The sequence below is a fragment of the Terrimonas sp. genome (genome assembly GCF_003075435.1).
Classification (GTDB): domain Bacteria; phylum Bacteroidota; class Bacteroidia; order Chitinophagales; family Chitinophagaceae; genus Agriterribacter.
Map to the genome: position 1 here is coordinate 40,007 of NZ_QCZJ01000035.1, position 13,654 is coordinate 53,660.

Genomic DNA, 13,654 nt, shown 5'->3' on the forward strand with positions numbered 1-13,654 from the left:
TTTTATTTGAAATAAGGATACTATTTTTACCAAAAGATATTTCCCGATATGGCTTCTGCGCAAATAGAACTATTAAACGAAAAAGAGAAATTTGATGCTCTTTTTCAACATGTTTCGCTGGGTATTTTAATTGTTAACCAAAAAGGGGAGATCATCCTTGTAAACAATTTCCTTTTAAAACAATTTGAATATAACGATGTTGCTGAATTAACCGGGAAGAGTATCGAAGTACTCATTCCACAAAGGTTTCATCATAATCATGTAGGCTACCGTGATAATTATGCAGCTCATCCACAGCCCAGGCCAATGGGTTTAGGAATGGATCTGTTTGGCATTAAAAAAAATGGCGAAGAATTTAATGTGGAAGTCAGTTTAAGCACCTACAAGAGTCATAACGCTACTTTTATTATTGCGTTTATAAATGATATTACCAGGAGAAAGCAAATTGAAGCCGAACTATTGCAGCAAAAAAAAGAGCTTGAAGCAGTTAACCTGAAAATTGAAAAATTGAATGATGAGCTGGAGCAGAAGGTTGTATTACGTACAAGCCAGCTGGAGCAGGCAATGAAAGAGCTCGAGGAATCTAAAGATGAGCTGGCGCAGGCGCTGAATAAAGAAAAAGAGCTGAGTGATTTAAAAAGTCGTTTTGTCTCTATGGCGTCGCATGAATTCCGCACACCGTTAAGTACTATTTTATCTTCTGCATCACTGGTGGCAAAATATACCCAAACCGAAGAACAGGAAAAAAGAGACAGGCATATATTGCGTATCAAGTCTTCAGTAAATAATCTTACTGATATTCTTAATGAATTTCTCTCTATAGGTAAAATAGAAGATGGGAAAATTGTAACGCACTACAGCAACTTCAATGTAAAAGAGCTGATTACGAATATATGCAGCGAGATGCAGGGGATAGCTAAAAAGACGCAGTATATTATATATGATCACGAAGGCGAGGCTAATGTATATCTCGATATCACTTTGCTCAGGAATATCTTTATGAACCTGCTGTCTAATGCTATAAAATTTTCTCCTGAAGATGGGAAAATTGAAGTAAAAAGCAGTGTAAATGCAGATTATATTATATTCGGGGTGAAAGATTATGGTATGGGTATTTCTGTTGAAGATCAGAAACATTTATTTGAACGTTTTTTCAGGGCTAAAAATGCCACAAACATACAGGGTACAGGTTTAGGACTGCATATTGTAGGAAAGTATGTTGAATTAATGAATGGAGATATTAGATGTGAAAGCAAGCTGGAGAAAGGCACTGCATTTACAATAACTTTTAAAAATGATGAATTGCCGGCATGAAACGGATACTTTTAATAGAAGATAACAATGATATAAGAGAGAACACAGCTGAGATACTGGAACTTGGCGGTTACAAAGTGGAAACAGCTGAAAATGGTAAGATAGGGGTGGAGAAAGCACTTTCCAATAAGCCCGATCTTATAGTGTGCGATGTAATGATGCCTGTATTGGATGGATATGGTGTGCTTCATTTACTGAATATTAACCCTGAACTGAAAGGCATACCTTTTATTTTTTTAACAGCTAAAGCAGAACGGGGCGATTTCAGGAAGGGAATGGAAATGGGTGCGGACGATTATGTAACGAAGCCATTTACCGATATTGAATTGCTGAGTGCAATTGAAAGCAGGCTGAATAAAGTGAACCTGCTTAAAAAGAATTTTGAACTGAATGCAGATGGTATGCAGCAAATGCTGCACGAGGCTGGTGGAAAAAAGGCATTGGAGAATCTTACAAAAGACAGGCATGTCAATCATTACAAAAAAAAGCAGGTTATATATTCAGAGGGGAATCATCCTAATAAACTATACTATATTGAAAAGGGGAAGATTAAAACATTCAAAACAAATGCGGACGGAAAAGAATTTACTGTAGGGTTACACGGCGAGGGAGAATTTATTGGCTATGTTGCCATGCTGGAAGGATCTGCATATAAAGAAACGGCAGAAGCCATCAGTGAGGCAGAGGTGGCGATCATTCCTGTTGAAGAGTTCAGGGGATTAATAGATAGTAATAAGGAAGTAATGCAAAAGTTTATAAAGCTGCTTGCAAAAAATGTTGAGGAAAAAGAAGAGCAGCTGCTGGGGCTTGCATATAATTCACTGCGGAAAAGAGTCGCCGATGCGCTGATGACTTTGCAGCAGAAATATAAAAAAGCACATACGGATAAGTTTTCGATCCAGATATCAAGAGAAGATCTTGCGAATATAGCCGGAACGGCAACTGAGTCTCTTATCAGAACTTTAAGTGATTTTAAATCAGAGAAGTTAATTGAAATACATGCCGGAGAGATCATTATTCTTAATGAGAAAAAGCTTGCGGCATTGTTGAATTAAAATAAGGGGTTACTGTTTAAAAGGTCGCATTTCAAATCTTTGCGTGTAGTAATTTCGTGCAGATGCCTGGTGCGTCGGCACGACAGGCAGGAGAAGGTATGTTGAACAGTAGTATAAATGTTCAACAATAGCACTAACGCTGAATACTGCACTGTAGTCCGTCATGTCGGGGCACGAGGCATCTGCTTTAGCAGCGGTCTTTGTATGCAAAAAATCAGGATGGCCCTATTTTAAACGCTTTTATTTTTCCTTTATCTTTATTCAAAACAGTATCATGGCTAAGCAAAAAATAAGGACAGGCGTTGTTGGTTTTGGCATTTCTGCAAAAGTTTTTCATCTTCCTTTTGTAACAACTTTACCAGGGCAATATGAATTTGTGAGTATTCTGCAGCGCAAAGGGAGTGAAGCAAAAGCGCAGTTTCCGCAGGCTAAAATTGTGCGTACCATTGAAGAAATGGTGAGTGACCCGGATATTGACCTTATTATTATTACTACACCTAATGATACACATTTTCCTTATAGCAAAATGGCTCTGGAAGCAGGTAAGCATGTTGTGCTTGAAAAGCCTTTCACTAACACTATTGAAGAAGCAGAACAACTGGTTGATATAGCGGCTAGTAGCGGTAAAGTGCTGAGCGTATACCAGAACCGCAGGTACGTAAGTGATTTCAGAACAATAAAGCAGATACTGGATAATAAATTGCTGGGCGATGTGCACGAATTTGAAGCACATTATGATCGTTACCGCGCGGAAGAGCGGCCAACAGCCTGGCGTGAAGCTCCTTTGCCGGGTAGTGGTATCTTATATGATCTTGGTGCGCATATTATTGACCAGGCTTTATATTTTTTTGGGTTACCAAAGTATATAACCGCGGACATACGCCTTCAAAGGCCTCATGCGAGGGTTGATGATTATTTTAATATCTGGCTTGATTACGGGTTTAATAAAGTAATACTTCATGCAGGTATGCTTTTCCGTGAGCAGGGACCCAGGTATATGATCCATGGCACAAAGGGATCATTTATTAAATATGGTGAAGACCCGCAAGAGGCAAGACTAAGAGCCGGGGAACCACCGGCAGGGGAGGACTGGGGTGCTGAAAAGGAAGATACGTATGGATTGCTGCATACTGATGTTAATGGTGAAATTATTAAAGAACGTTATCCTTCGCTCAAAGGAAGTTATGCTGATTATTATCTTGATCTTTATGATACTATAGTAAATGGCAAACCGGTAAAACAAAAGCCGGAACACGGTTACAATACCATCCGCATTATTCAGCTTGCTATACAAAGCAATGCAGAGAAAAGAACTTTACCCTGCACCGGTTTGATGGATATCAGCTATGATGATTAGAAATTATACCCGAGCGAAAAGAAAGGGCGGTTCCCGTAAGGAGTGCGCTGTTCTTGTAAAATGTCATATTGTATCATAAGTAATAAGGCTCCATTTCTGCCGCCCATTGGTATTGCGGCTCCGCCACCCAGTAATAGTGAAGGGACAAATTGTCCTGCTAGTTTTTGTCTCTCATTGCCGTTATAATATTTTATTGAACCCCAGCTATAATTTAATTCCGGTTGGGCCTGCAACAATATAAATTTAATGGGATAAACGCGTCCAAATACATTGAATCCTGTATATCCATAGCTTTCTCTCGAATCGAAATACCTGTAATTATAATAATTAAAATTCACGCCGGCGCCTGCAGCTAAATAATCATTGAACCTGTAACCTACCTGCGGAGATACATTCACCGAAGTGTTGGTGCCGAATCCTAACCCAAAATTTCCGCCAAAAAACAATTTGGATTTATCAAAACCTTTTTGCACCGGCTCCTGGTCTTCCTCCTGGGCAATTGCGTGTTGCGTTATTACAAAGCCGGCAATAATAAGTAGTGATATACACTTTTTCATGAGATAGATATTTATGGCAAAGATATACAGTGCTGCAAAATAAAGCTTCCGGACTTTGATGATATGTTAAATGTTGAATAAAGCATAAAAAACATCGATAAATAACGATGTGAATTTTGGAAATACGAAAATAATCGTATTTTTATACGAAATTTATCGTAATTGTATAATTTAAAACTCCGCACATGATACACTATGCATTAAGTACGCGCATTTTTCTTATGATGGTTTTTAGCTCAATAACAATTTTTGCATTAGCCTTTTCCGGTAATGATGGCGATTCCTTTCGGGGATACCCCCGCAATACCCAAACAACAACAGATACGGTACCTCCCAAAAAAAGATTACCACGAATCTCCGCTGATAATGAGCATCTGGAGAATAACAGAGTAAACCTGCAGGCGGTTGAGCAGGCTATGCGTGAAGTGGAACGCAGTATGCAAAGGCTTAAAAGAGAACTGGGAAAGGATTATGATAATTATATAAAGGACAGTTATCGTAAGACGCTCGACGAAACCGGCTTGCAGGATATGTATAGATCACGTCAAAGGATACTTGCAGATGTGCAGGAAAATATTGACTATGATATGATCAATAAAAAATTTATGCAGCAGCAGCATAGGATGCTGGCAAATGCAAACAGGCAAATGGAACTGAACCGGCTAAACCTGGAGCGTGGCAGGAAACAGATGGAACTTGCAATGAAAAATGATGTAGATCTGAACATGCGTAAAGCCAGGGTTAAATTAAGAGAGGCAAAAGTTAAACTGGATGAATTGAATAATTTTAAAGCTGACCTGGAGAAAGATGGACTGATAAAACAAAATGAACCTTTTGAAATTGAAATAAAAGACGGTGATCTGTATATCAATAATAAAAAACAGAAAAATAAAGTCTCAGAAAAATATAAAAATAAATACCCAAAGTATTTTGAAAAGAATAATGAGTTTAGGTGGAAAGATGATAATCAAAAGCAAATACGCGGTTTTAAAATAGATAACGATGAACTTATTTAAGCTGGGTTGACAATACAGATGCCGGTCTACTTGTTTTTTTTCAGTGCCAGCAATTCTTTTTTAAATCCTTTGGCATAATCATAGCCAAGTTGAAATATGTCATCAATTTTTTTTGTTTCAAATGTGCTGTAGTTATTGAGGGTATCAGGTTGCAGGTATACATCACAAAGCTGTTTTGAATTAACAGCCTTCAGTGCGGTAGTCATCCTGATAATGCGGGCAATCATCGCTTTATAGCCCAGGGGCCCCTCCAGGGTACTGATGGGGTCAACATTTACACCTATTACTTTACTGCAGATAGAGCGGAGCTGCTCCACCGGAAAGTTATTTAAAAGCCCGCCATCGCAGAGGTAAGTGTTATCTTTATATAATACAGGCTGAAAAACCAATGGGAAACAACAGGATGATTTCACCGCAAATGAAAGTGAGCCTTCGTTGAATATAAGCGATTGGGCATGGGTGATATCAGTAACGGATACGTATAGCGGCATTTTCAGTTTTTCAAAGCTGTCATGCGGAATATATTTTTTAATCAGCTTTTCAAAAACTATCGTGCTGAACAAACCTCCCCTGCTGGTAAAGAAATCAGAATAGGTAAACAGTTTTTCTTTTTTGCTGAACTCCAGGATTTCATCAGGCATATATCCTGCTGCGATGAATGCACCAATCAATGAGCCAACGCTTGCACCGGAAATCATATCCGGTTTAATACCCTGTTCCTGCAAATATTTTATTACACCAAGATGGGCTATGCCTCTAAAGCCGCCGCCGGAAAGTGTGATACCGATCTTATTATTTAAAATCATTTTAAAGCGCTGGTTTATGCTGTGATGACTTGTTTATACGGATTGCTAATCTACAGATATTACCAGTAATTGCAATTGCCCTTCGTGGTATAATGATTCAGTATTACGGCAATGTACCTGTTACGGAATAGTATAATGAATGCAGAGGAGGCATTGATTAATGCGGGTATATCCTGTGGAACCTGTTTTCCGCGTTCCACACTTCGCATTTAATATGTCTCTACATGTTTATTAAAATTTTCAGACTTAACAACTTTTCCCTTATCTGTAATCATAATACAACTATAGGCAGGGTATTTTTTAATTAAACGTAATCCTTTTTTCCTGCCCAACACCATTAATGCAGTGCTGAAACCATTTGCTGTTTCTGCATCGGGGCCGGTAACCGTTACACTGGTTAGCCCTGTAGCCGGATAGCCGGTTTTGGGGTTAATGATATGCGAGTAGCGCCTGCCGTTAAACTCCACGTATTTTTCGTAGCTGCCTGACGTGGTTACAGAAGCATTTTTTAGCGTAATAACAGCCAGCAGTGAATCTGCATTGAATGGATTAGTAATTCCAATCTTCCAGTCTGTTCCGTCTGGTTGTGTTCCCCATGCGGTCATATCTCCGGAAGCATTCACAATTCCGGCATATACGCCATGCTCAAGCATAACCTGTCTTCCCCTGTCTGCTGCATACCCTTTGCCAATGGATCCGAAACCAATTTTCATGCCTTCCAGTTTCAAAAAAATAGTGGAGTTGATACTATCGAGAATAATATTCCTGTAACCAACTTTTGCTACAGATTTTTTCACTGATTCGGGAGAGGGCATTTCCGTCATTGAATCATCAAATTTCCATATCCTGTCCATAGCAGCAAAGCTGATATCAAAAGCTCCATCAGAAATCCGGGAAAAATATATGGCCCGCCTGGTCAGTTCAAAAACCTCTTTATCAACTTTTACCGGTCGTATTCCTGCATTATTATTCACTTCAGATATTTGGGTTGCAGGCCGCCATTCTGAGATAAGATTTTCAATCCTTGTAATTTCTGCAATAACCGCATCAATATATTTTTCAGCCGATACAGAATCTTTTGCTGTAATAATGATCTCAAATCGGGATCCCATCAAAGTTGTCACTCTTTTGCGTATGGTTTGTGCTGAAACATTACTGCTCAATAATACCATCAGCACAACGCTGCAGGATTGTATCAGCCAAATGCCTTTGTTAACCTTCATAGTTGCTGCAAGTTTATGCTATCCCGCTAATAGGATCAAGCGTAACATAATATAATTTTTTTAAAACCGCTATGGAACAAACCTGTATAAACGACAAAGAAGCCGTTATTATTTACGGCTTCTTTGATAACAAATTAGTGTTAAGTTAATCGCGAAAAGTCAGACGGTAAACTAAGCATTTGACACCCGGCTTCCGGTAGGCGAGTCTTAGGGTTTACCGCTGGTTTTTAGTATGCTCCAATATACTGTCCGCCGGTTTGGTTGCCCAGTTTTGCACCCGCAGACATTTCCCCGGTTTCTTTATTGAAAACATAAATATTACCCTGCTGACCAGGAACTGCTACTGCAATAAAAACATCGTTGCCATTCTGTGCAATATTCTGGATCTGTCCAAAATACAAACTTGATTCGTTAGGAAGCGTATATTTTGTAGCTGTTTTATCATTGAGATTAATACGGGCAATATAACCACCTGTACGTTCTCCCTCACTGCTAACCAAACTGTATACTACAAATCCAATTCCGTCACCAACATATCTCCATGTTTCAATATAAGTATTGCTTAAGCCTAAAGCGGCATCCAAACTAAATACATAGCTGTTGTCATAATCGTTGCCGGAAGCGTTGATTTTTAAAATTTTTGAACCACCGTTGCCATAGCCTTCACCTGAAGTAGCCTGGTATACATTACCATCAGTTCCTATATACTGCATAGTGCTGCGGTATCCATTAGTGTTAGCTCTTGTATTGGATGAAGATATAAGTGTAGGATTAGTGAGGGCCGGATAGTCTGCTACGATTGTCTTTGCCCAGGCTTTAGGGCTGGCATTGTCTGTAGCAAATGTTGGAGTACCATCAGTACCAATGGTGAAAGACTCAGGTTTAACTTTAGAAACGGCTACACCTATATACACTTTATTACCAGCTTTGTTAACTACAGGCACATCAATACGGGAAATATAATAACCGGCTGCTGTTTCTTCTTCAGAAAGCGAAAATTTAGCAGTAGTGGCAGTGTTGATGATCTTGGGATCATTCAGGTCCAGTGAAAGAATATCTATTTTAGCAGTTCTCTCTTTGAACACAAAGTCAGGAGAGGTGCCTTCATATACCACTGCATTGGCTGTGCCTCTTACTGCAATACCTATACCTTCTGCAGCTTTTAACCAGCGTGGTGAAGAGCTTACATAAGTTGCTGTTTCCACTTCAGCGCCGCTTGCTCTGAAGTCATTAGCACCATGTACACTGTATTTATTGAATATACCACCATCATCGCCGGTATATTGTATGTTGTACAAAAAATTTCCATCAGCAGAAGCCTGTAAACGGGCTGTGCGGGAAGATTTAACATGCATACCATCATTAAAAACATTCACGGTTATACTCGGGTTTTTAGCGTCTGCGGCAGTCAGGCTATATACCATTGTTCCGGCATCGCCATCAGCGGGATTGGTATTGGATGGATCATCAATGGCTCCTGAAAGCGTAATCCAGCGGCTTTCATCTACCGGTGGTTCTGTGCTACCACCATTATCATCTTTTTTGCAACTTGCCAATGCAAAAGCTGCTACAACAGTACCCAGTATTAACGGTTTAAACATTTTTTTTTCCATGCTACTTCTATTGTTTGATTTGTATTAAAATTTGCCAATTGTATAAGTTATTTTTCCATAAAAACCTCTGCCTGGTTTTTGTACGCCAAAATTGTCGTACACTTCAGAGTTAAAGATGTTTTTAGCATCAATGCTTATAATAAGTTTCCTGTTAGGGAACCGGTAATTTACTCCTGCATCGTGTACAAGCTGAGCAGGTGTGGTAAACCATTCAGACTTCGGCCAAACAGTATTGAATGGTGCTACATATCCGAAATTGTAGAACAGGTTTACAATAGATTTTTTTTGTATGATATTATTCAGCCGGTACTGCACATTCCCATTCATGGTAAAAAAAGGCTCATTAGGTACCTGTTTGTTGTAATATTGAGATAACCGGTCTGCTGCTGAACCTGTTCCCTTAAACACAGAATTGAATTTGGAAATACTGAAAAGAAAATTCAGCTTGTTATTATAGATGTAACCAAGTTCTCCTTCAAATCCCAGCGACTGTGCTTTGCCTAAATTTATAAAAGGAGAAACTTCCACTTCCTGGTCTACAAGATTAGCATTTGCCTGCCGCATGATCTTATCTTTCACATTTCTCCAGAATGCATTGGTTGAAAGTGTGAATTTGTGTTTACCAAAATCAAAAGAACCTAACCTGAACCCAATATTGAAATTGTTGCTTACTTCAGGCCGGATGGTAAAATTGGACAGCACATTTTCATTGGGGTCGCCCAGTATTTCCGATTCACCCGGCATACGTACCGCTCTTTCTGCTGATCCGATAATGATTACACGGGGAACAACAGTATACGATGCCGCCAATCCGTAACCGGTTGCCCCAACCTTTCCATCATTTTTTACCATCGTCACTACATTTTTACCATCCACCACTGATACAACCGGGCTGTTGCGGCCAACGTTTTGCTGGTAATATTTTACGAATAAGTTTGTCTTTAATTTATTGCTGATGGTTTGCGCTTCATAATTTAAAGCCACAACATTTTTATAGAGATCACTTTTGGTTTTTAAAGTATTATTGTCAACCGGTTTCAGCAGATCTTCATCATTTCTGTTAACAGTATAAAACACATGGTTAACTGAAAGCCTGTGCCCTGAAAAAATATCATAACTGAGATTAGTACGAAAGTTGGTTATTTTCCTGTTGATGTCCGTAATCACTTTATCACCCTGCTGACCTTCGCCAACCCTGTACATAGGGTTTTTATTTATATCGAGCCTGTAATTACCATCCCAGTTGTATACCCAGCCTACAGTATCCTGCAAATACATATTCCTGTTGCTGTATACACCATTAAACGTAAGATTCAGACCTTCCGTAAACAAATTCTTCTTGGTATAATTTAAGCTGAATACATGTGCCTGCGCCTCGTTAAAACGTCCTACATAAGGTCTGCCCATGGTTTGCCCATGAGGGATCTCATTATGTGTTTCTGACCCGTTATATCCAAACAAAAACACATCAGCCCATTTCACATTGGTAAAGCCAAGTTCAAAACGACCGCCATATGATTTGTAGGAGTCGTTAAATCGCTTTGCCCTGTAGTTTCTCGTAACCACCCCGTTATATGCAATGTATTTCGAAAACTTTCCCCAGGTTTCATAGTCGTTATCTGTATACGTATAAAAGCCTGAAGCCTTCACTGTAAAACCATTCTTTTGGTTCCGGTACATACCACTTGCATCAGCCTGGAAGGTGTTGAATGATCCGTAAGAAACTGATGCGGTGATATTATTTTGTGAAACATCTTTTTTGAGAATTACGTTAATGGCGCCGCCCATATAATCTCCTGACAGATGAGAAGGTAAAACACCTTTATACACTTCAATCCGCTCAATCATGGATGGCGGAATATTGTTGAGGTTAAATGACGATCCATAAGTGGAAATTTCAAGCCCGTCAATAAAAATGCCGACTGATCTGCCGGACATTCCATTTAAATTGTATTCAACAGCAGATCCAACACCTCCATTCTGACGTACTCTTACACCAACAGTTCTGTCGAGCAATTCATTGGTTTGAATATTGCGTAAAGCAGCTTCCCTGGTTTCTACCACATTTACCGCAAATCCCGAGGTTTCTATTTGTTTTTTAGTGGAGATACTTTGTATGGTTACTTCCTTTAATTGTTTATTATCTGATTTTTTTAAGTGAAAGTTGTGTGTAGCCGGTTGTGTGCCTGAAATGACAATGTCAAGTTCCTGTGTTTCATAGCCTATCATTGTGCACACTAATTTGTGTTTGCCGGGTGTAAGTTGTAATTGATAATGCCCGTCTGCACCTGCTACTGTAAATTTATCTTTACCGGCAATGCCTATGGTAGCCTGGGCTGCCGGCTGTTTTTTTTCATCTGTTACAATTCCCTTTACTGTTACAGTTTGTTGTGCACTAAGTTTATTACTGTAAATAACAAAAAACAGGAGAAAACTTATTAGATATAAAACTGCTTTATTGTGCCTCATCTCTTTGTTAAGTGCGGTTTAGTTATTGAAAAGCAGATGATTACCGATTAACAAAAAGCAGTGCTGTTTTGGCTGATTTGATGATAATACATTGCGTTTCAGTTTGCAAAGGTGGGAACAAAGAGTAACTGTAAACGGAAATATGATTACGCAAAAAGGAGAACAATCGCAGGTATTGGATATTTTTTTCGCTTTTCGAAACTTTGTTTTACAATAAAATGACATTTTTGTAGCCAGATACGCTTATACTTGCCAAATGTGTGGAAATCATAATGTGAGCAAATGAATAACAACCCACTTTTTGCAACAACCAGGTCTGGAATTTGCCGACATCATCAACCGGTAAGCTTGGCATACACCGAATTTTTTTCATTAAAAGAGCATGAGATCATTGATCGCGAAAATCCACAGCATGTAAGAACACCCGTAGATCAATGCAAAGAGTTTCTTATCCCGGGTATCCATTTCATGCATTTCATTTATAAAAGCGCACAAAAAGAAGAAGTTGTTTTTAAGAGTAAGGAATCTTATATCAGTATGGTTTTTTGCCAGAAAATTGATTGCACTTATATTAACCAGGAAACCAATACTGCCTTCGCCGAGATATACCGTAATGAACACAGCCTGGTATTTATTTCAAACCAGGAAACTAAAATTAAGTGGGATGGCGATGCAGGAGCTGAGGTTTTTATCATTAATCTCACTATTGATTATTTCGAAAGATTTATTCCTCAAAATCATCCTTTACACCAGGTATTTGTAAGCAGCGTGTATGAAAATACACCCGCGGTATTAGGAGAATATGCATTGCAGGTAAGCCCGCGCATGTTAACCCTGTTGTATGATATTGTGCAATGCGAGCAGAAGCAGTATTATAAACGCCTGTTCATAAAAGCGAAAGTAATTGAACTACTCATGTTGCAACTGGAGCAGTTTGAGAATGCGGGTGAAAGAGCAGCAGTAGAATTGCCTGATAATATTCACGTAGAAAAGATGTACAGGGCAAGAGATATTATTACCTCAAACATAGGTAATTCCTGCTCTATTCTTGATCTTGCACAGCAAATAGGTACCAATGATTGCTACCTGAAAAAACATTTCAAGCAGGTATTTGGCACTACCGTATATGGCTACCTGCAAAAAGAACGTATGGAAAAATCGAGAGTATTATTATTAGAAGGCGAGAAAAAGATTTCTGAAATTGCAAGACTTGCCGGTTATAAACATGCCTCGCATTTTACTACTGCCTTTAAAAAATATTTCGGGTATTTACCTAATAAAATTAAAGTGTTTCTCCTTCCTTTTTTAAGTCAGCCGGAGATGATCGCACTTATGGAATCTCCATTCTTTGCGACTGCGTGAGTTGGTTGCAGCTTCCTGAAGTTTTATTATGAGCAGGTATTGAAAAAGGAGAAATTTCTTTGGGAAATACCGAGACCAAAGAAGCCATTACAACTACCATCTTTTTTTAACAAGGATGAGATAACTATTATTATTAAGTCAGCAGGAAATATTAAGCATAAAACGATGCTCATGCTGGCGTATTCATCAGGTTTGCGGGTGAGTGAGTGGTTAATTTAAGAACGGCAGATATAGATAGCAGGCGCATGACCATAATGATACAGCAGGCTAAAGGAAAGAAAGACAGAATAGTAAAATTGAGTCCGGTATTGCTGATTATGTTACGGGAGTACTGGAAAAAAGCAAAGCCATCGTTAAAAGGTTATTTATTTCCGGGTCAATACCCGGGTGAACCTTACAGCAGCCGGAGTTTACAACTGGTGTTGGCAGCCGCAAAGAAAAAAGGAGGCATTCTAAAACCCGGAAGTATACATGCATTGCGACATAATTTTGCAACACATTTGCTTGACAGGGGAACCGATGTTACCCTTATTATGAAATTGCCTGGACATAATGACATAAAAACCACGCTGCGTTATTTGCATGTAACGAACCGGGATATGCTGCAAATAATCAGTCCTCTAGACGATTTAAAATTATAATATTTTAAATTGTATTTGCGAAAGTTTTAAAGTAGTAAACAATATTTATAAGCATTTGAAAAATAAGGCGATAACAAAAAAAGCGAAAGTTTTAGGAGAGGAAAACTTTCGTATATTTATGAGTTGTAGGCAACTTTTATGAAACAGTCTTCTGAAACATATTTTGAAATATTTGACGGTGGTGATATAATTAGAGTTGAACCATATCAAACTATCAAGTACGACTCTGCCCTTGATTGGG

11 protein-coding genes are annotated in these 13,654 nt (G+C 38.8%); 6 read left to right on the forward strand and 5 right to left on the reverse strand.

What is annotated here, in order from left to right:
• The first annotated feature begins 48 nt into the window (after positions 1-48).
• The 3 genes from DC498_RS23445 to DC498_RS23455 all read left to right on the forward strand — a co-directional run bounded on the left by DC498_RS23445 (position 49) and on the right by DC498_RS23455 (position 3,726).
• Positions 49-1,314: a PAS domain-containing sensor histidine kinase gene (locus DC498_RS23445; RefSeq protein WP_116876590.1), complete on the forward strand. Its 1,266-nt coding sequence runs from the start codon at positions 49-51 to the stop codon at positions 1,312-1,314.
• On the forward strand, positions 1,311-2,369 hold the full coding sequence (locus DC498_RS23450; protein WP_116876591.1) for a response regulator: 1,059 nt from the start codon (positions 1,311-1,313) through the stop codon (positions 2,367-2,369). Before DC498_RS23445 ends, DC498_RS23450 begins: the two co-directional genes overlap by 4 nt.
• Before the next feature lie 274 nt (positions 2,370-2,643).
• Complete coding sequence (locus tag DC498_RS23455; RefSeq protein WP_116876605.1) at positions 2,644-3,726, forward strand: oxidoreductase; 1,083 nt, start codon at positions 2,644-2,646, stop codon at positions 3,724-3,726.
• Here the strand turns inward: DC498_RS23455 and DC498_RS23460 are convergent.
• Positions 3,723-4,283 (reverse strand): hypothetical protein, encoded by a 561-nt coding sequence (locus DC498_RS23460; RefSeq protein ID WP_116876592.1) that lies wholly within the window; start codon positions 4,281-4,283, stop codon positions 3,723-3,725. The two genes, DC498_RS23455 and DC498_RS23460, sit on opposite strands and share 4 nt — an antisense overlap.
• 185 nt (positions 4,284-4,468) lie before the next feature.
• Between DC498_RS23460 and DC498_RS23465 the strand changes: the two genes are divergently transcribed.
• Positions 4,469-5,299 carry a hypothetical protein gene (locus DC498_RS23465; protein ID WP_133176963.1) on the forward strand — a complete coding sequence of 277 codons (831 nt, stop codon included), beginning with the start codon at positions 4,469-4,471 and terminating at the stop codon, positions 5,297-5,299.
• Between the two features lie 26 nt (positions 5,300-5,325).
• On the opposite strand, the gene DC498_RS23470 is transcribed toward DC498_RS23465, so the two are convergent.
• The 4 genes from DC498_RS23470 to DC498_RS23485 all read right to left on the reverse strand — a co-directional run bounded on the left by DC498_RS23470 (position 5,326) and on the right by DC498_RS23485 (position 11,410).
• Complete coding sequence (locus DC498_RS23470) at positions 5,326-6,105, reverse strand: patatin-like phospholipase family protein (RefSeq protein ID WP_116876594.1); 780 nt, start codon at positions 6,103-6,105, stop codon at positions 5,326-5,328.
• Positions 6,106-6,314: 209 nt separating this feature from the next.
• On the reverse strand, positions 6,315-7,328 hold the full coding sequence (locus DC498_RS23475) for an FAD:protein FMN transferase (RefSeq protein ID WP_206197733.1): 1,014 nt from the start codon (positions 7,326-7,328) through the stop codon (positions 6,315-6,317).
• A 227-nt stretch (positions 7,329-7,555) separates the two neighbouring features.
• A complete protein-coding gene (locus DC498_RS23480) occupies positions 7,556-8,941 on the reverse strand; it encodes a hypothetical protein (RefSeq protein ID WP_116876595.1) in 1,386 nt (461 codons plus the stop codon).
• A gap of 24 nt (positions 8,942-8,965) precedes the next feature.
• Complete coding sequence (locus DC498_RS23485; RefSeq protein ID WP_116876596.1) at positions 8,966-11,410, reverse strand: TonB-dependent receptor; 2,445 nt, start codon at positions 11,408-11,410, stop codon at positions 8,966-8,968.
• A gap of 348 nt (positions 11,411-11,758) precedes the next feature.
• Between DC498_RS23485 and DC498_RS23490 the strand changes: the two genes are divergently transcribed.
• Both DC498_RS23490 and DC498_RS23500 read left to right on the forward strand, forming a co-directional pair.
• The gene (locus DC498_RS23490) at positions 11,759-12,772 is read left to right on the forward strand and encodes a helix-turn-helix transcriptional regulator (protein WP_165813942.1); all 1,014 of its coding nucleotides are present in this window, start codon (positions 11,759-11,761) and stop codon (positions 12,770-12,772) included.
• A gap of 206 nt (positions 12,773-12,978) precedes the next feature.
• Positions 12,979-13,413: a tyrosine-type recombinase/integrase gene (locus DC498_RS23500; protein ID WP_255415866.1), complete on the forward strand. Its 435-nt coding sequence runs from the start codon at positions 12,979-12,981 to the stop codon at positions 13,411-13,413.
• The last annotated feature ends 241 nt before the right edge of the window (positions 13,414-13,654 follow it).

What these genes read in the sequence shown, in the direction of transcription:
- DC498_RS23460 (WP_116876592.1), bottom strand. Translation starts at nt 4,283, where the DNA reads ATGAAAAAGTGTATATCACTACTTATTATTGCCGGCTTTGTAATAACG.
- DC498_RS23455 (WP_116876605.1), top strand. Translation starts at nt 2,644, where the DNA reads ATGGCTAAGCAAAAAATAAGGACAGGCGTTGTTGGTTTTGGCATTTCT.
- DC498_RS23450 (WP_116876591.1), top strand. Translation starts at nt 1,311, where the DNA reads ATGAAACGGATACTTTTAATAGAAGATAACAATGATATAAGAGAGAAC.
- DC498_RS23485 (WP_116876596.1), bottom strand. Translation starts at nt 11,410, where the DNA reads ATGAGGCACAATAAAGCAGTTTTATATCTAATAAGTTTTCTCCTGTTT.
- DC498_RS23480 (WP_116876595.1), bottom strand. Translation starts at nt 8,941, where the DNA reads ATGGAAAAAAAAATGTTTAAACCGTTAATACTGGGTACTGTTGTAGCA.
- DC498_RS23445 (WP_116876590.1), top strand. Translation starts at nt 49, where the DNA reads ATGGCTTCTGCGCAAATAGAACTATTAAACGAAAAAGAGAAATTTGAT.
- DC498_RS23475 (WP_206197733.1), bottom strand. Translation starts at nt 7,328, where the DNA reads ATGAAGGTTAACAAAGGCATTTGGCTGATACAATCCTGCAGCGTTGTG.
- DC498_RS23470 (WP_116876594.1), bottom strand. Translation starts at nt 6,105, where the DNA reads ATGATTTTAAATAATAAGATCGGTATCACACTTTCCGGCGGCGGCTTT.
- DC498_RS23465 (WP_133176963.1), top strand. Translation starts at nt 4,469, where the DNA reads ATGATACACTATGCATTAAGTACGCGCATTTTTCTTATGATGGTTTTT.